This is a genomic window from Microbacterium oleivorans NBRC 103075, assembly GCF_001552475.1.
Lineage (GTDB): Bacteria > Actinomycetota > Actinomycetes > Actinomycetales > Microbacteriaceae > Microbacterium > Microbacterium oleivorans.
The window spans coordinates 1-18,056 of record NZ_BCRG01000018.1 but is presented as its reverse complement, the minus strand read 5'-3'; the positions used below and the strand labels follow the sequence as shown (position 1 = coordinate 18,056).

Annotated in this window: 15 protein-coding genes; 7 read left to right on the top strand and 8 right to left on the bottom strand. The window is 70.0% G+C overall.

Annotated elements, in window-relative coordinates:
* Nucleotides 1-214 precede the first annotated feature (214 nt).
* The 5 genes from MO1_RS14370 to MO1_RS14665 form a co-directional block, all read right to left on the bottom strand.
* Nucleotides 215-1,711, bottom strand: a complete 1,497-nt coding sequence (locus MO1_RS14370) for a sensor histidine kinase (protein WP_060916416.1) — start codon at nt 1,709-1,711, stop codon at nt 215-217.
* Nucleotides 1,708-2,433: a response regulator transcription factor gene (locus MO1_RS14365; RefSeq protein WP_036312482.1), complete on the bottom strand. Its 726-nt coding sequence runs from the start codon at nt 2,431-2,433 to the stop codon at nt 1,708-1,710. The genes MO1_RS14370 and MO1_RS14365 overlap by 4 nt, the downstream gene beginning before the upstream one ends.
* 50 nt (nt 2,434-2,483) lie before the next feature.
* On the bottom strand, nt 2,484-2,897 hold the full coding sequence (locus MO1_RS14360) for a VanZ family protein (protein ID WP_036312254.1): 414 nt from the start codon (nt 2,895-2,897) through the stop codon (nt 2,484-2,486).
* An 80-nt stretch (nt 2,898-2,977) separates the two neighbouring features.
* Nucleotides 2,978-4,567, bottom strand: a complete 1,590-nt coding sequence (gene gnd / locus MO1_RS14355) for an NADP-dependent phosphogluconate dehydrogenase (RefSeq protein ID WP_036312256.1) — start codon at nt 4,565-4,567, stop codon at nt 2,978-2,980.
* Nucleotides 4,568-4,683: 116 nt separating this feature from the next.
* Nucleotides 4,684-4,845, bottom strand: a complete 162-nt coding sequence (locus MO1_RS14665; RefSeq protein WP_157526455.1) for a hypothetical protein — start codon at nt 4,843-4,845, stop codon at nt 4,684-4,686.
* A gap of 212 nt (nt 4,846-5,057) precedes the next feature.
* Here MO1_RS14665 and MO1_RS14350 point away from each other — a divergent pair, with 212 nt between their 5' ends.
* From MO1_RS14350 to mfd, 3 genes are all read left to right on the top strand, one after another.
* The gene (locus MO1_RS14350; RefSeq protein ID WP_036312258.1) at nt 5,058-5,687 is read left to right on the top strand and encodes a 50S ribosomal protein L25/general stress protein Ctc; all 630 of its coding nucleotides are present in this window, start codon (nt 5,058-5,060) and stop codon (nt 5,685-5,687) included.
* A gap of 66 nt (nt 5,688-5,753) precedes the next feature.
* On the top strand, nt 5,754-6,338 hold the full coding sequence (gene pth / locus MO1_RS14345; RefSeq protein WP_036312260.1) for an aminoacyl-tRNA hydrolase: 585 nt from the start codon (nt 5,754-5,756) through the stop codon (nt 6,336-6,338).
* A 66-nt stretch (nt 6,339-6,404) separates the two neighbouring features.
* Nucleotides 6,405-9,998: a transcription-repair coupling factor gene (gene mfd / locus MO1_RS14340; protein ID WP_174520591.1), complete on the top strand. Its 3,594-nt coding sequence runs from the start codon at nt 6,405-6,407 to the stop codon at nt 9,996-9,998.
* 63 nt (nt 9,999-10,061) lie between these two features.
* On the opposite strand, the gene MO1_RS14335 is transcribed toward mfd, so the two are convergent.
* Together MO1_RS14335 and MO1_RS14330 are read right to left on the bottom strand one after the other, a co-directional pair.
* Entirely contained in the window at nt 10,062-12,734 is a 2,673-nt protein-coding gene (locus tag MO1_RS14335; protein ID WP_036312261.1) for a phosphoenolpyruvate carboxylase, read from the bottom strand.
* A 73-nt stretch (nt 12,735-12,807) separates the two neighbouring features.
* Nucleotides 12,808-14,226: a basic amino acid/polyamine antiporter gene (locus MO1_RS14330; protein ID WP_370670649.1), complete on the bottom strand. Its 1,419-nt coding sequence runs from the start codon at nt 14,224-14,226 to the stop codon at nt 12,808-12,810.
* 65 nt (nt 14,227-14,291) lie between these two features.
* On the opposite strand from MO1_RS14330, the gene MO1_RS14325 reads away from it, so the two are divergent.
* The 4 genes from MO1_RS14325 (at nt 14,292) to MO1_RS14310 (ending at nt 17,650) form a co-directional block, all read left to right on the top strand.
* Nucleotides 14,292-14,942 carry a nucleoside triphosphate pyrophosphohydrolase gene (locus MO1_RS14325; RefSeq protein WP_060916417.1) on the top strand — a complete coding sequence of 217 codons (651 nt, stop codon included), beginning with the start codon at nt 14,292-14,294 and terminating at the stop codon, nt 14,940-14,942.
* A 57-nt stretch (nt 14,943-14,999) separates the two neighbouring features.
* Complete coding sequence (locus MO1_RS14320) at nt 15,000-16,256, top strand: histidine--tRNA ligase (protein WP_060916415.1); 1,257 nt, start codon at nt 15,000-15,002, stop codon at nt 16,254-16,256.
* A gap of 31 nt (nt 16,257-16,287) precedes the next feature.
* Nucleotides 16,288-16,740, top strand: a complete 453-nt coding sequence (locus MO1_RS14315) for a YdeI/OmpD-associated family protein (RefSeq protein ID WP_060916414.1) — start codon at nt 16,288-16,290, stop codon at nt 16,738-16,740.
* A gap of 61 nt (nt 16,741-16,801) precedes the next feature.
* Nucleotides 16,802-17,650 carry an SGNH/GDSL hydrolase family protein gene (locus tag MO1_RS14310; protein ID WP_060916413.1) on the top strand — a complete coding sequence of 283 codons (849 nt, stop codon included), beginning with the start codon at nt 16,802-16,804 and terminating at the stop codon, nt 17,648-17,650.
* Here MO1_RS14310 and MO1_RS14305 read toward each other — a convergent pair.
* A partial coding sequence (locus MO1_RS14305; protein ID WP_157526453.1) for an amino acid permease occupies nt 17,586-18,056 on the bottom strand: 471 nt, incomplete at its 5' end. The two genes, MO1_RS14310 and MO1_RS14305, sit on opposite strands and share 65 nt — an antisense overlap.

Below are 18,056 nucleotides of genomic sequence, written 5' to 3'. Positions count from 1 at the left end.
GGGCGGCATCCGCTCGGTCCCCCCTCGATGTCCCACTCGGGCCGGGTATGTGCCCGTGGTTCCCGGCGCGATGGGGACCTCGGCTGGGGCCGCCACATCGCACCGACCCGGGGCCCACCTTGGCCGGGTTATGCGTGGCCGTCCCGGCCCGACGGGGACATCGTGCGTGGCCGCCACGCACACGCCGAGCTCGGCTCGACGACGCCGCGCGTGGTCAGCGGGGGGCGTCGGCCTCGGTGGGGGAGTCGGGGCGAGCGGGGAGGCGCACCTCGAAAGAAGTGGATCCCGGCTCGGACGCCACGACGATGCGTCCACCGTGGCCGGTGACGATCGCCTTGGCGATCGAGAGGCCGAGCCCGGTTCCGCCGGTCTGGCGGGCGCGGGACGAATCGGCACGGCTGAAGCGTTCGAAGAGCTCGCCGGCGATCGCGGGGTCGATGCCCGGGCCGTTGTCGTGGATGCGGAGGACAGCCTCGCCGCCCTGGATCTCGACCGTCGTGGTCACCTGCGTGCCGGCGGGCGTGTGGACGCGCGCGTTGGCGAGGAGGTTCGCCGCCACCTGGTAGATGCGGCCCGAGTCGCCCGCAACGATGACCGGGTCGCCGCCGACCTCCAGCACCCAATCGTGATCGGTTCCCGCGACGCGTGCGTCCGAGACCGCCTCGACCGCGAGGCGCGTCAGGTCGACGGCGCTGTAGACGAGCTCCGTGCCCTCGTCGAGACGAGCGAGCAGCAGCAGGTCTTCCACGAGGGCCGTCATCCGCAGAGACTGCGCCTGAATGCGCTCGAGGGACTCCCGTGTGGTGTCGGCGATCACACCGGGCGCGGCTGCGCCCGCGGCTTCCGCCTGACGGATGCCGCGCAGCGACAGCTCCGAGTAGCCACGAATCGACGCCAGCGGGGTCCGCAGCTCATGGCTCGCATCCGCCACGAAGGACCGCATGCGGTCTTCATTGCGCTGCCTGGCGGCGAGGGAGGTCTCGACGTGATCGAGCAGCGTGTTGAGTGCATGACCGACCTGGCCGACCTCGGTGTTCGGATCGGTGTCCTCCTCGGGCACGCGCTCGGTGATGGTGACGGCCTCCGTGAGGGGCATCGCCGCGACGCGGGACGCCGTGGCGGCCATGGAACGCAGCGGGGCCAGCGCACGTCGGATGAGGAGCGCGAGGATCGCCGCGAGCAGGAGGAGCCCACCCGTGGTCAGGAGAGCCACGGTCGTCACGATTCGTGCGCTGACACTCGTGACCTCCGACGTCGGGAGCCCCGTGACCGTCGAGCCGGTGACGCTCGAGTACGGCCCCGGTATCGCGTGGACGCGGTAGTCGCCGAGCCGTTCGACCGTGGCGTCGGCCCAGCCGTCCGGATCGGACGGGCCGGCTTCGATCCGCCCGATGTCGATGGAGCGGACATCGCCGTCGTCGTCGACGTAGGCGGCGGTGAGGCCTGCGAGGTTGTTGACGAGGAGGAGGGTGCCTCGTTCCTGGCGGCCTCGGCTGAGCAGCTCATCCGCCCGACTGTTGAGGTCGACGATGATCGAGTCCTGGGCCCGGGTGACCTTCGCGTCGAGGTTCTCGCGGAGGATCGACTCGAGCACCGTTCCCGTACCGAGGCCGACGGTGATGAGGATGACGGACACGAAGGACACAGCGGCGGTGATGAGCCGGGCCTGCAGACTCCAGCGGTGCCGCCGCTGGCGGGGTCTCGAGATCACTGGCTCGCTTTGATCATGTAACCCACTCCGCGGACGGTGTGGATGAGGGGCTCCTTGCCCGCGTCGATCTTCTTGCGGAGGTAGGAGATGTACAGCTCGACGACGCTGGAGCGGCCGCCGAAGTCGTAGTTCCACACCCGGTCGAGGATCTGCGCCTTCGACAGCACGCGCCGCTGGTTGCGCATCAGGTAACGGAGGAGTTCGAACTCCGTCGCGGTGAGCTCGATCTCGTCGTCGCCGCGGAACACCTCGTGAGAGTCCTCGTTGAGCGTCAGGTCGCCCACGCGGAGAATCGGGTCGGCGGTGTCGGTGGATGCCCCGGCTCGGCGCATGAGCCCGCGAAGCCGCGCGACGACCTCTTCGAGGCTGAACGGCTTCGTCACGTAGTCGTCGCCGCCGGCCGTGAGGCCCGCGACGCGGTCACTGACGGAGTCCTTCGCGGTGAGGAACAGGACGGGGACGTCGTCGCCGCCCTGGCGCAGCCGCTGCAGGACGGCCATGCCGTCGAGGTCGGGCATCATCACGTCGAGCACCATCGCGTCGGGTGCGAATTCGCGGGCGACGTTCAGCGCGTCGAATCCGGAACCGGCGGTGCGGACCTCCCAGCCCTCCATCCGCAGAGCCATCGAGAGCAGGTCGGTCAGCATCTGCTCGTCGTCGACGACCAGAACGCGCAAGGGGGAGCCGTCGGGGCGCTGGAGGAGGGGGGCAGGCATCGTCATGTTCTCCATTCTCATGACATACCTATGAGACGGCTATGCCTATCCTTCGGTCACGCTCGGGATTCGGCCGAGCGAGAATCCACTCGATTCCGCGGGTTCGGGGGCGACAGCAGGAACGCGAGCAACAGCATGAGGCACATGCCGATCACCGAGCCCAGGGTGTTGGCAACGATATCGCGCACATCGGCGACCCGCGTGTCGAGCAGCGCTGCCTGCAGCCCCTCTATCGTCGCGCTCGCGAGCGCCCCGATGATCGGTGCCGCCCACCAGCCCCGCACCCCGAACCACAGGACGGCGATGACACCGAGGGGGACGAACATCGCGACGTTCGCGCCGAACTCGAGACGGTCGAACGTGATCCACGCGGTCGAGGGGCGCTCGGCGAACCACGCGAGGACGCGGTCGAGCACGGACGCGATGTCCGACCCGTACGGCGCCGCGCGCAACGTCGTCCACGCCACCATCCACGCGTAGAGCGCGGTCAGGATGGCGAGGACGACGCGCGCGGCGACACGGTGGACGCGCAGCGCGGTGTCGGTGCGCGTCAGTGGGTGTCCTCGGCCTCGATCTCGGAGCGGTCACCCGACCACAGCGTGTGGAAGGTCCCGTCCTTGTCGATGCGCTTGTAGGTGTGGGCGCCGAAGAAGTCGCGCTGACCCTGGATGAGGGCTGCGGGCAGCCGGTCGGCCCGGAGGCCGTCGTAGTACGCGAGCGACGAGCTGAAGGCGGGAGCGGGAATGCCGGCGGCGGCCGACACCCGAACGATCTCACGCCAGGCATCCTGCGTGCGGCCGAGAGCCTCGACGAAGTACGGCGCCGTCAAGAGCACCGGGAGGTCGGACTCGGCGTCGTACGCCTCGGCGATGCGGTTGAGGAACTGCGCGCGGATGATGCAGCCGCCGCGCCAGATCTTGCTGACCGCACCGAGGTCGATCGTCCAGCCGTACTGGGCTGCGCCCGCGCGGATCTCGTCGAAACCCTGGCTGTACGCGACGATCTTGGAGGCGTAGAGCGCGAGACGGACCTGCTCGATGAACGCGTCGGCGTCGGGAACCGTGAATTCCTCCGAGGAGGGGCCGGGGAGCGAGCCGGACACGTCGCGCTGCTCGCGGTGGCTCGACAGCGACCGGGCGAAGGTCGCCTCGGCGATGCCGGAGACGGGAACGCCGAGATCCAGGGCGGTCTGCACCGTCCACGCGCCGGTGCCCTTGGCGCCGGCCTGGTCGACGATGACGTCAACGAGGGGCTTGCCGGTGGCGGCATCCGTCTGGCGGAGGACCTCGGCCGTGATCTCGATCAAGTAGGACTCGAGCTCGCCGCGGTTCCATTCCTCGAAGACGTCGGCGATCTCGGCGGGGGACTTGCCGGTGCCGCGACGGATGAGGTCGTACGCCTCGGCGATGAGCTGCATGTCGGCGTACTCGATGCCGTTGTGCACCATCTTCACGAAGTGGCCGGCGCCGTCGTGGCCGATGTGCGTGACGCAGGGTTCGCCCTCGGCGACTGCGGCGATCGACTTGAGGATCGGTCCGAGCGTGACCCACGCCTCGTCGGGACCACCGGGCATGAGCGACGGGCCGTTGAGCGCGCCCTCCTCGCCGCCCGAGACTCCCATGCCGACGAAGTTGTAGCCGGCCTCGGAGACCGCCTTCTCGCGCCGGATCGTGTCGGTGAAGAGGCTGTTGCCGCCGTCGATGATGATGTCGCCGGGCTCGAACACGCGCATGAGCTCATCGATGACGGCATCCGTCGGCTTGCCGGCCTTGACCATGATGATCGCGGTGCGCGGCTTCTGCAGCGACGCGGCGAACTCCTCGTAGGTGAAGGCGGGGACGAACTCGGCCTCGGGGTGCGCCTCGACCAGTTCGTCGGTCTTCGAGCGCGACCGGTTGAAGACGGCGACCGTGTTGCCCTCGCGGGACGCGAGGTTGCGGGCCAGGTTCGAGCCCATCACCGCGAGGCCCACGACGCCGATGTTGGCCGGGCCCGCGTCGCCACCGGAGGTCGACGCCTCGGGGTGCGTGGGGCGCTCGACCTCTTCGGGCTGGGGAGCGCCCTCGTGCTGCTGGGTGGCTTCGTGCGGAGCCTGATCCTGGTCGTTGGAGTGTCCGGTGGAGGAGGGGGACGACGACATGCGTAGCTCCAGGTCTCTGTGAGTTGTGAGCGGGAGGGGAGGGATGCCGGAACCGGCGATGCCCCCTCCGGTCACTGTATCGGCTGGGCCGAAAGGGGCGGTTTCGTGTGACGCGGTCAGTCCTTGTACGAGGAGCGGCCCAGGGAGAAGAACGCACCGACGACGCAGACGGCGGTCGCGGTGCTCAGAGCTCCGACGAACCAGAGCAGTGCGTGCGACATCCATCCGTAGTCCATGGGTTCCTCCGTGTATCGGGCGTGGCGGGACTGACGTTCCATCGTATCCATCGCGCTGGTAGACTCGGTCCGAACTTCGGCGAGGGATGCACCGCATCCGTGATCGACGCGGTGAGCAGGCTTCGCGGCTTTCCTCACGCGCATGCGTTCGAGTCGAACCACAGACCATGTCTGGGCCGCACCGGCCCCGGCGACAGACGAGGCCCCAGCGGCCCCGATCGATTGGGCCGCGAAGGCCCGCAAGGAGAACACTCATGGTGACTGAGACCGACACCAAGGTCGTCGCCGAACTGCGCGAGCAGTTCGGTAAGGGCTTCGCACGTCGTCTGCGCGCGGCCGGCAAGATCCCCGCCGTCATTTACGGGCACGGCACGGACCCCGTGCACGTCGCTCTGCCCGGCCACCAGGTCGCGCTGCTCATCCGCCGTGCGAACGCGCTGCTCGAGCTCGAGATCGACGGCAAGCAGCAGCTCACGCTGGTCAAGGACGTCCAGAAGGACCCCGTGCACCAGATCATCGAGCACATCGACCTCCTCGTCGTGAAGAAGGGCGAGAAGATCGAGGTCGATATCCCCGTCTCCGTCGTCGGCGAGCCGTTCCCGGGCACCATCGCGAACCTCGAGAACACCACGGTGACGCTCGAGGTCGAAGCCACCCACATCCCGCAGAACGTCGAGGTCTCGGTCGAGGGTCTCGAGGACGGCGCGCACATCACCGCGGCCGACCTGACGCTCCCCCGCGGTGCGGTGCTGGTGACCGACCCCGAGACGCTCATCGTCGGTGTCGCGCTGCCGCCGGCCCCCGTCGAGGACGAGGCGGAGGAGTCCGAGGAGGGCGCCGAGGCTTCCTCCGACGAGGCTGCCGCCGAGGAATCCGCCGAGTAAGACACACCCGTTCGAAGCCCGTCGCTGCTCTTGCCGCGGCGGGCTTCGTCGTCGAGAGGGACGTTCATGGCCGATACCTGGCTGATCGTGGGGCTCGGCAACCCCGGGCCGCGTTATGAGGCGACGCGGCACAACGTCGGACAGATGGTGATCGACGAGCTCGCGCGGCGTCGATCGGAGTCGCTCCGCTCCCACAAGGCCGGAGCGCGGGTCGCGGAGTCGTGGCTGCGGCCGGGTGGGGCGAAGCTCGTCCTCGCCAAGCCCAATTCGTTCATGAACGTGTCGGGTGGGCCGGTGTCGGGACTCGCGGCCTTCTACAGCGTGCCGGCGGAGCGCGTCGTCGTCGTCCACGACGAGCTCGACATCCCCTTCGATTCGCTCAAGCTCAAGATCGGTGGGGGACACGGCGGCCACAACGGCGTCCGCGACGTCGCCAAGGCGTTGGGGACCCCCGAGTTCCCGCGCGTCCGGGTGGGCATCGGGCGTCCGCCGGGTCGCCAGGATCCCGCCGATTGGGTGCTCGACCCGTTCGGCTCCGCCGAGCGCCAGGTGCTCCCCATCGCGATCGGCGATGCGGCGGATGCCGTGGAGCAGCTCGTTGAAGAGGGGCTCCTCGCGGCGCAGCAGCGCCACCACGCACCGCGCGCCTGACCGGTCGGGCCTCCGGTAGATCCGCTGGACGGATCCGGTGTCGGCTGCGCCGCGTAGACTTCCCCGGTGACAATTCCCGGGATCGTGCGCGCCCTCGAACAGGCTGACAGCTTCCGGGAGGCCCTCGACGGCGCCGCCTCGGATGTCGACTTCTCGGCGGTGACGGGCCTCGATGCTCCGCTGCTCGCCGCTCTCCTCGAACGGCGCGCCGCCTCGGGGCGGCCTCCCGTGCTGCTCCTCGTGGCGCCCACCGGTCGCCGTGCCGAGAGCATCGGGGCGGCGTTGCAGTGCCTGCTGCCCGACGCCGCCGTCCGGCACCTCCCCGCATGGGAGACGCTCCCGCATGAGCGCCTCAGCCCCAGCGCGGAGACGGTCGGCCGGCGCCTCAGCGTGCTCCGCGAGGCCGCGGACTGGGACGGCCGCACGCCGCTCGTCGTCACGGCATCCGTCCGGGGTGCACTGCAGCCGATCGCGGCGGGACTGACGGATGCCGGTGTCGTCCGGCTCGAGCTCGGCTCTCGGGGACAGGAGCTCGACGACGTCGTCCACCGCCTCGTCGGCCTCGCCTACCACCGGGTCGACATGGTGTCCCGCCGCGGCGAGTTCGCCGTACGCGGCGGCATCCTGGACGTGTTCCCGCCGGTCGCCGATCACCCTTACCGTGTCGACTTCTTCGGCGACGAGATCGACCAGATCCGCGCCTTCTCGGTCGCCGACCAGCGTTCGCTCCCGGGCGATGTGCGCGATGTCACCCTGCTGCCGAGCCGCGAACTGCTCTTGACCGACGCGGTCCGTGAGCGGGCTGCGGGACTGCGCGACCGGATGCCGGGGCTCGGCACCATGCTCGAGAAGATGAGCGAGGGCATCCCCGTCGAGGGCATGGAATCGCTGCTCCCGGCCGTCGCCGACGCCGTGCTGCCGCTCGTCGACTACCTGCCAGAAGGCGCTGCGGTCGCCGTCGTCGACCCCGAGCGTGCCGTGACGCGCGCGATGACGCTCGCTGAGACGAACCGCGAGTTCCTCGAAGCGGCCTGGAGTGCGGCGACCGCGGGGGCGGAGAGTCCTGTCGACCTCGGCGCAGGGGACTTCCTCACCCTGCCTGAACTGCGTGAGGCGGCCGCGGCGCGCGGCGGCGTCTGGTGGAGCCTCAGCACCTTCGATTCCGGCGATTCGGATGCCGCCGAGGAAGGCCTGATCGAACGCGCGGATGCCGCGGTTCGCATTCCGGCGACCGCGGTCCCGTCCTTCCAAGGCAACGTCGAAGGTGCCAGCGAGCACATCGGTAACCTCCTCGGCGCCGGGTGGCGCGTCGTGGTGGCCGCCTCCGGGTCAGGCCTCGTCGACCGCTCACGCGACGTTTTGTCTGAGCGCGGTCTGGCCGCCCGCTCCGCGGACGCGGTGACGGAGATCCCCGAACCGGGAATCGCGGTCGCGACCATCGCGACACTCGAGGCGGGGTTCCTCTTCGCTGAGGCGAAGCTCGCGGTCTTCACCGAGAGCGACTTCTACGGGCGCACCATCGGCGGCGACAACCGCGTCGTGAAGAAGCTCGCCTCGCGCCGCCGCAACGTCGTCGATCCCCTGCAGCTCACGCCGGGGGACCACGTCGTGCACGCGACCCACGGCATCGGCAAGTTCGTCGAGCTCGTCCAGCGGGAGGTGTCCTCGGGCGGGCGGAACGCGGTCAAGAGCAAGCGCGAGTACGTCGTGCTGGAGTATTCCCCCTCCAAGCGCGGCCACCCCGGCGACAAGCTGTTCGTTCCTACCGACCAGCTCGACCTGCTGTCGCGCTACGTCGGCGGCGAGGCGCCCCAGCTCTCGAAGATGGGCGGGTCGGACTGGGCCGCGGCCAAGGGCAAGGCGCGCAAGGCCGTCCGCGACATCGCCATCGAACTCGTGAAGCTCTACTCCGCGCGCATGTCGTCGAAGGGGTACGCGTTCGGGCCCGACACCCCGTGGCAGCGCGAGCTCGAGGAAGCGTTCCCGTTCGCAGAGACGCCCGATCAGCTGCAGACGATCGACGAGATCAAAGCCGACATGGAGAAGCCGATCCCGATGGATCGCCTGCTCTCCGGAGACGTCGGCTTCGGTAAGACCGAGGTCGCCGTCCGTGCCGCGTTCAAAGCGATCCAGGAGGGCAAGCAGGTCGCGATGCTCGTCCCGACGACCCTGCTCGCCAAGCAGCACCTCGAGACGTTCTCGGAGCGTTTCGCCGGCTTCCCCGTGAAGGTCCGGCCGCTGTCGCGGTTCCAGACCGCCAAGGAGGCGAAGGACACGCTCGCGGGCCTCGCCGACGGCACGGTCGACATGGTGATCGGAACGCACCGCATCCTCACCGAGAAGGTCGCCTTCAAGGACCTCGGCCTCATGATCATCGACGAGGAGCAGCGTTTCGGCGTCGAACACAAGGACTCGCTGAAGAAGCTCAAAACCAATGTCGACATCCTCGCGATGAGCGCGACCCCGATCCCGCGCACGCTCGAGATGGCGGTCACCGGGATCCGCGAGATGTCGACCCTGGCGACGCCGCCGGAGGAGCGGCATCCGATCCTCACCTACGTGGGACCGCGCAGCGACAAGCAGATCGCCGCCGCGATCCGGCGCGAACTGCTCCGCGAGGGACAGGTCTTCTTCGTCCACAACCGGGTGTCGTCGATCCAGCGGGTCGCCGCCCAGTTGGCGGAACTCGTCCCCGAGGCGCGCATCGCCGTCGCCCACGGTCAGATGGGGGAGCACCAGCTCGAACAGGTCGTCGACGACTTCTGGGAGCGCCGGGCCGACGTGCTCGTGTCGACCACGATCATCGAGACCGGTCTCGACATCGCCAACGCGAACACGATGATCATCGACCGAGCCGACAAGTACGGCCTGTCGCAACTCCACCAGCTCCGCGGCCGCGTCGGACGCGCCCGCGAGCGTGCATACGCCTACTTCCTGTACGACGAGAACAAGCCGCTCAGCGAGACCGCCGCCGACCGACTCGAGACGATCGCCGTCAACAACGACCTCGGTTCCGGCATGCAGGTCGCCCTCAAGGACCTCGAGATCCGCGGAGCCGGTAATCTCCTGGGCGCCGAGCAGGCCGGTCACATCGCGGGCGTCGGGTTCGACCTGTACCTCCGGATGATCGGCGAGGCGGTCGCCACGTTCCGCGGCGAGGACGTCGAAGGGCCGACCGAGCTCCGCCTCGAGCTGCCGGTGCAAGCACGCATCCCCGAGTCGTTCATCGACAGCGAGCGGCTGCGCCTCGAGGCGTACCAGAAGCTGTCCGCGGCGGCATCCGTCACGGCGGCGCCCGACGCGATCGACCTCGTCATCGAGGAGCTCAGCGACCGCTACGGCACACCGCCGCCCGAGGTCGACGGTCTCATCGCCATCGCCCGGCTGCGTCGTCGCGCCGCCCAGTCCGGGCTGTCGGACGTCGTCGCGATGGGCCCGAACCTGCGGATCGCACCCGCGCACCTGGCGGATTCGATCCGTGTGCGCCTGCAGCGGCTGCACCCGAAGTCGAAGGTCGTCTCCGGTGGCGAGGCGATGATCGTCCCACTGCCGACCGCCGGGGGCGAGGCACTGGCCGATGCCGACCTCATCGCGTGGACGGCGGGACTTCTCGACCAGATCTTCCCGCTGCCCGTCGAGACGGAAGTCCCGACCGTCTGACGCAGAAGAACGCCCCGCCCACGACGTGTCGTCGGACGGGGCGTTTCTCGCAGGAGCGTGAGCTCAGCCGGTGTTCTGCAGGCCCGCCGCGACGCCGGAGACCGACAGCAGCAGCAAGCGCTGCAGCTCGGGGTCGACCTCGCCGGCGGTCGCGTCGCGGAGGCCGCGAAGAGCGCGCAGCTGCAGGAGCGAGAGCGCGTCGACGTAGGGGCTCCGCATCTTGACGGCCCGACCGAGGACCGGCCGGTTGCCGAGGAGCTCGGTTCCGCCCGTCAGCTTCACGACCCAGGCGCGCGTGAGGGCCATCTCCTCGCGCACGAGGGCGGCGAGATCGTCGCGGTCGCCGAGCTCGAGGTAGTGGCGCGCAATGCGATCGTCGGTCTTGGCGAGGCTCATGGCGACGTTGTCGATCAGCGTCCGGAACAGCGGCCACTGCTCGTACGCCTCACGCAGAGTCGCCTCGTCGTCGACGGCATCGAGCGCCGTGCCGAGACCGAACCAGCCCGCGAGGTTGATGCGCGCCTGCGTCCACGCGAACACCCACGGGATCGCGCGGAGGTCTTCGAGCGACTCGACCGACAGTCCGCGACGGGCAGGCCGGGAGCCGAGCGCGAGGAGCCCGATTTCCTCCATGGGGGTGACCTGCGCGAACCACGGTGCGAAGCCCGGCGCCTTCACGAGCGAGAAGAACCGCTTTCGGGATGCGGCATCCATCACGCTCGCGATGTCGGCGTACCGCTCCGCGGCCGACCGGTTGCGCTCCTCGTTGGAGGGCGCCGACGCCATCAGCATGGCTCCGGCGACCTGGTCGATGTGGCGCATGGCGATCGAGCGGTCGCCATAGCGGGCGAAGATGACCTCGCCCTGCTCGGTGAGCTTGAAGCGCCCGTCGACGGAGTGCGGCGGCTGCGCGAGGATCGCCGAGTTCGCCGGGCCGCCACCGCGGCCGAGAGCGCCGCCGCGACCGTGGAACAGTGTCAGCTCGATGCCCTCGGCGACCGCCCACGCGGAGATCTCCGCCTGCGCCTCGTAGAGGGCGAGGTTCGCCGCGACAGGACCGACGTCCTTCGACGAGTCTGAGTAGCCGAGCATGACCTCGAGGCGTCGACCCGTCGCCGCCAGGCGGGCCGTGAACTGCGGGTGCTCGATGATCTCGGCCAGGATGCCGGGCGCTGCCTGCAGGTCCGCGAAGGTCTCGAAGAGCGGGATGACGTCGAGCACGGGAGGCGTGCCGTCGGGTCCGACGGCGTGACGCGCGAGCGTGTGGACGGCGGCGAGGTCGTCCGCCGACCGGGTGAACGACACGATGTAGCGGCCGGCCGCACGGGGGCCGTAGCGCTCCTGCAGGAACGCGATGGTCCGGAACACCTCGAGCACCTCGGCCGCGAGTTCCGAACGCTCCGAGTCGCCCGCCTCGAGTTCGGCGAGGACCTTCGCGTGGACGGCGGAGTGCTGGCGGACTTCGAGTTCGGCCAGGTGGAACCCGAAAGTCTCGACCTGCCAGATGAGCTGCTGCAGGTGCCCGTACGCCTGACGCGGCGCGCCGGCCTGGACGAGCGCGTCCTGGACCGTGCGGAGGTCGGCGAGGAGGTGCTCGGGGTCGCTGTAGGCGAGGTCCGCGTCGCGGGTGCGTGTCGCGGCGATCTTGCGGGCGAGCAGCAACAGGATGCGGCGGTAAGGCTCGTTGGGGGAGCGCTTGGCGATCTCCGCCGCGGCGTCCTCGTCGGCATCCTTCAGCTTCTGCCAGAGGGCGAGAGCTGCCGGCGTCGGCGGTGTCGAGGTCGCGTCGAGCGTCAAGGTGCGTCCGACGCGGCTCGCGGTCCGCTCGAGCCCGAGCAGCACGTGCTCGCTCGCGATGCCGGCGGCCTTGCGGGTCGTCTTGGCGGTCACGAAAGGGTTGCCGTCGCGGTCGCCGCCGACCCAGGAGCCGATCCGCACGAACGGGCGGACGAGCGGCGGGCGGGCCCCGGCATCCTCACCCTGCAGAGCGTCGTCGACGCGGCGGTACACGTGCGGGATGGCGGTGTAGAGCGTCTCGTCGAAGACGCCCATGACGGAGCGGACCTCGTCGGTGGGCGAAGGCTTCTCCGAGCGCAACGGTGCGGTTCGCCAGAGAGTGTCGACCTCTTCGAGCATGCGGCGCTCGGCGCGGCGACGGTCGGCGCTGTCGGCCTCGGTGGCGTCGCGGTCGGCGAGAAGTTCGGCGAGGCGACGGATGCTGGAGGACACCGCACGGCGTCGGGCTTCCGTCGGGTGCGCCGTGAACACGGGGTGGAAGCGGAGGCCCTGCAGACGCTCGCGCGCCGCGTCCTCGCCGATCTCGGCGGCGAGGCTGCGGTACGCCGCGGTGATCGAGTCGCTCGCGTTCTTGTCGTCGACGCGTCCACCGCGCTCGCGAAGGATCCGCACGCGCTGGTGCTCCTCGGCGAGGTTCACGAGGTGGAAGTAGCAGGTGAAGGCGCGGGCCACCTCCTCGGCGCGTGCCAGGGAGTACGACTCTGCGATCGCGGCCGCGCGGGCGAACGCTTCGGCGGTGTCATCGGTGTAGGCCTGGATCGTGGCGATCCGCAGCCGCTCGACGTCGTCGAAGAGTCCGGGCGAACCGCTCTCCTGGAGAACGCGCCCCAGGAGCGAGCCGAGGACGCGCACGTCGGCGCGCATCTGTTCGGGGATCTTCTGCTCGGCCTCGTACCGTCCGACGAGGTCGATCGCTTCGGTGTGGGTGAGTTCGTGCACCGTCTCACGCTAGCGGGGGTTCGAGGCGCTTCCTGACACGATGACGCGGTGCGACCGTGTTCGCGGCGGGGCGTCAGACCGTGATCGCGCCCACGGCGATCAGGACCACCGCGACGATGGCACCGGCGGCCGCGACGGCGAACAGCACCGCTTCGGCCGGGGTGAACACCCGTGCGCGCTGCTCCCGCCGCCCGATGGCGAAGAGGATCGTGCCCGGCACGATGATGACGAGGCACAGGAGCAGGTAGGTGAGTCCCGCGGCCCAGAGCAGATAGGCCGTGTAGAGCGTGGCCGCCGCTGCGATCACCAGGTCCCGCGTGCGACGGGAATTCCCGTCCTGCAGGGCGAGCTTCACGGCGTACGCGGCGGACAGGAAGAACGGGATGAGGGCGAGCGCGCTCGTGAGCTCGAGGGCGGCGTCGAACGCGTTCTGGGCGAAGAGGACGACGAACAGCATGACCTGGGCGAGCACCGACGACATCGTGAGGGCGCCGATCGGGGTGTCGTTCCGGTTCGTGCGGCGGAGGAACGCGGGAAGGTCGCCCGCCCGAGCTGCCGACAGGAGCACCTCGGCGGCCATGAGCGTCCACGCGAGGTAGGCGCCGAGTACCGCGACGATGAGGGCCGCCCCGACGAACACGGCGCCCCACCCGCCGACGGCCTGCTCGAGCACGCCGCCCATGGAGGGCTGCCGAAGCGTGGCGAGCTGCTCGCGCGGCAGGATGCCGTACGAGACGATCGTGACCGACGCGAAGACGGCGAGGACGCTCAGGAACCCGAGGACCGTCGCGCGTCCCACGTCGCTGCGCTTCCGCGCGTGACGGGAGTTGACGCTCGCCCCTTCGATGCCGATGAACACGAAGACCGTGACGAGCATCGTCGCGCGGATCTGTTCGCCGAGCCCCGTCGTGTCGTCCCCGCCCCAGTTCGCGGCGAAGACGGCCGGGTCGAACACGGTGAGGCACAGCACGACGAACACGACGATGGGGAGGACCTTCGCGACCGTCACGATCCGGTTGAGTGCGGCGGCCTGGCGGACACCGCGACGGATCAGCAGGAAGAACAGCCAGACGCCGACCGAGGACACCACCACCGCCAGCACGGTGTCACCCTCGCCGAGCGCGGGGAAGATGCTGCCGAGAGTGGACGTGATGAACACCCAGTAGAAGACGTTGCCCACGCAGGCGCTCGCCCAGTAGCCGAACGCGGCGAAGAAGCCGACGTAGTTGCCGAAGCCGGCCTTCGCGTAGCTGAAGATCCCCGCGTCGAGGTCGGGCCTGCGGATCGCCAGGCGGTGGAACACGAGGGCGAGCATCAGCATCCCGCTGCCGGCGATCGCCCACGAAATCAACGCGCCCGCGACGCCGGTCGATTCGGCGAAGGTGGCGGGCAGCGAGAAGACACCGGCGCCGATCATCGATCCGACGACGAACGTCGACAGCGTGAACATCGAGACGCGGGTCCCGCCGGCCGTGGATGCGGGGGAGGTCACCCGACAAGCCTACGGCGGAGGTCGCACGGATGCCGGGGACCGGCATCCCTCGTATCGTTGCCGACATGTCGCACCCTCTTCCCTCGTCGGGCGATGCGCTCCGCCGCGCCGCCGAGACGATGCACGCCGTTCGCGAGCGGTGCGTGTGGACGCAGCAGATCGATCACGACGACCTCGTCCCGTACCTGCAGGAGGAGGCTGCCGAGCTCGTCGACGCGGTCGAGGCGGGGACGCGAGCCGACCTGAAGGAGGAGCTCGGCGACCTGCTCTGGCAGGTGCTGTTCCACGCCGAGATCGCCTCGCGCGACGAGGCCGACCCCTTCGACATCGACGACGTGGCCGAGGCTCTCGCCGAGAAGATGATCCGTCGGCATCCGCACGTGTTCGGCGACGCGGTCGCGACGACGCCAGCCGAGGTCCTTGTGCACTGGAACGCGGCGAAGGCCGCCGAGAAGCACTCTCGGACGAGCGTCCTCGACGGGGTGTCCTCGCACATGCCCTCGCTCGCGCTCGCCCAGAAGGTGCTGGGGAAGGCCGCGCAGGTGGCCGTCGAGCCGCCGTCGGCCGCTCCGGACCCCGCCACCGAAGCCGAGCTCGGCGACGCACTCCTCGCCCTCGTCGTCCGCGCCCGGACCGAGGGATGGGACGCCGAACGCGCCCTGCGCCGGCGACTCCGTGCGCTCACCGACGAGGTGAGGGCCGCCGAGTCCTCCTGAGCGCCCGCCGCGGTCTGAGAGACTAGGACGGTGCCCTCCGTGAACCCGCCGCGCGGTATGCGCGACTTCCTCCCCGCTGACAAGGCCCGCCGCGAGCGGGTGCTCGCCGTCATCCGCGACCGGTATCGCGCTCACGGCTTCGATGAGATCGAGACGCCGGTCGTCGAGGACTACGAGCGGCTCCACGCGGGGATCGGCGGCGACAACGAGAAGCTCGCGTTCAACGTGCTCCGACGCGGCCTCGACGCCGAGTCGATCCGGGATGCCGCAGCCGACCCGGCGGCGCTGTCGGACCTGGGCCTTCGCTACGACCTCACCGTCCCGCTCGCCCGCTTCTACGCCACCAACCGGGCTCAGCTGCCCTCGGTGTTCCGTGCGATCCAGATCGCGCCGGTCTGGCGAGCCGAACGACCCCAGAAAGGCCGCTACCGCCAGTTCGTCCAGTGCGACATCGACATCATCGGCGATGCGACCCCGCGCGCCGAGGTCGAGCTCCTGACGGCGAGTCTCGATGTGCTCGATGCGCTCGGACTCGAGGGCGGCACGATTCGGATCAACGACCGGCGTGCCCTCGACGCCATGCTCGCCGTCTTCGGCTTCGCTGATGCGGACCGCGCCGGCGTCCTCATCACGATCGACAAGCTCGACAAGATCGGCCCCGCCGGCGTCGCGGCGGAGCTCCGCGAGCGCGGTGCCGACGAATCCGCCGTGGCCGCCTTCGAGACCTTCCTCACGCGTCCGCAGACTCGCGAGTACCTCCCCTTCGGCGAGGCGCAGATCCGCAAGGCCCTGCCCGAGGGCGTCTCGCACGACATCGTCGCGCACCTCGTCGGCATCGGCGAAGCCGTGGCCGCCGCGCGCGGTGAGGTCGACGTGCCCTTGCACTTCGACCCGTTCCTCGTCCGAGGCATGGGGTACTACACGGGCACCATCTACGAGCTCGCCCACCCGTCTGTCACCTACTCGCTGGGTGGGGGCGGTCGTTACGACGGCATGATCGGCCGCTTCCTCGGGCAGGACGTCCCCGCTGTGGGGTTCTCGATCGGTTTCGAGCGGATCGTCGACCTCGTGGGAGCGGGGGAGGATGCCGCATCCGCCGCCGTCGTCCTCATCGCCGACCGTGACGTCCCCCTCGCCGAGCTCGCCGCGCACAAGGCGTTCTTCGTCGGTCAGGGCGCCCGCGTGCGCCTCGAGCAGCGGACGAAGAACCTGAAGGGTCTCCTCGAGCGCTCGGCAGCGGACGGCTACACGTCGTTCGCGACGGTTTCCGTCGGCGTGGAGTCGGCATCGATCGAGCCGCGCCCGCTCGGCTGACAGGTGGAGCGCGCCCTGCTAGCGTGCGCGCATGATGCTCCACGTGCACACGGTGCTCCCGAAGAACGGCCCGGCGACGGCGATCGAACTGACCGACGATCAGGTCGAGGCTCTCGGCGGCGGTAAGCGCGCAGCCGTCGTCGTGACGATCGGTGACCGCAGCGCTCGCCTGAGGCTGAGCGTCATGGGGGGAAAGAACCTCATCGGTATGTCGAAAGCCGCGCGGGCGGAACTCGGCGTCGAGATCGGTGACGAGGTCGACGCGGCGATCGACCTCGACTCGAACGAGTGGGCAGTCGAGCTGCCGGGGGACCTCGAGGCCGCCCTCGATGCCGAGCCTCAGGTGCGAGCCGCGTTCGACGCCCTGGCGCCTTCCCGGCGCAAGGAGATCGTCCGATCGGTGGTCGATGCGAAGAAGGCGGAGACACGGGAGAAGCGGGTCGCCGCGGCCGTGGACGGACTCCGCTCTCCCGCGAGCACCTGACATCGCCCGTGCGACACCCGCGCGTCGGGCGGCGTTCACCCACGGGTGATGTGCTCGGCCGATGGCCCGTGCGACTCGCGTTTCCGCCAGACTCACCCTGCTCGCCTCCGTCGGGGGATTCGCCGGGGCGCTGATCGTCGGAGCACGCGTCGGCTTGGCCCGGCAAGCGGCACTGGCGCGGCGGCGGATCGGCAAGCCGCTCGGAGAGGCTCCTCCCGAAGCGGACCGCGTGTGGCGTCCCGGACTCGGCGGCGAAGCCGTCGACCTGCTGCTCCTCGGAGATTCCATCGCCGCCGGATTGGGCGCGCAGCACCGGAAGGAGACTCTGGGGGGACGCCTCGCGAAGGGACTCGCCGGCGAGCTCGGCCGACCGGTGCGGCTTCGGACCGCTGCCGTCGTGGGCGCGGAATCCGCCGATCTCGCCGGACAGATCGCCGCCCTCCCCAAGGACTACCGGGCAGACGTCGCCGTGATCGTCGTAGGCGGCAACGATGTGACGCACAGAGTGCCGGTGCCCGCGGCGACGGGTCACCTCGCCGATGCGGTTCGGCGACTGCGCGCGATGGGCGCCGCCGTCGTCGTGGGCACCTGCCCCGACCTGGGAGCGCTTCGGGCGGTCCCGCAGCCGCTCCGAAGCATCGGGTCCCGTGCCTCTCAGCAGTTGGCAGAAGCGCAGGCCGACCGTGCGCGTGCCGAAGGAGCGCAGGTCGTCTCGCTTCGTCGGGCGGTGGGGCCGTTCTTCCGGATCGACCCCGACGGCATGTTCAGTCTCGACCGCTTCCACCCCAGCGCCCTCGGGTATCGGCGGACCGCCGAGGCGCTGCTCCCTGTCGTGCGGGATGCGGTCAGGGTGTCCGTCGACGACCCTGACGTCGAAGGCGCAGCATCCGATATCCCCAGCCCACTGTGAGCACTCCGATTCCCACGGGAACCGACGGCCACGGCAGCGTGACGACGAGGGCTATGCATCCCAGCCCGCCGACGACCTGCAGGACGCGGGGATAGCGCCGCACCCCACCGCTCTGGCGGAACGCGGCGAGGTTGGCCACGAGGTAGTAGAGCAGGACCCCGAAGGACGAGAAGCCGATCGCACCCCGGATGTCGCCGAGCGCGACGATCCCGACGACCATCACGATGACGGCGATCTCCGCGTTCCGCGGCACCTGCCATCGCGGGTCGACCGACCCGAGGAACGCGGGTAGGTCGCCTTCCCGGGCCATCGCGAACGAGGTTCGACCTATCCCCGCGATGAGAGCGAGAAGGGCGCCGAGGGATCCCGCTGCGGCGCCGATCCGGACGAGTGGCGCGCCGGCATC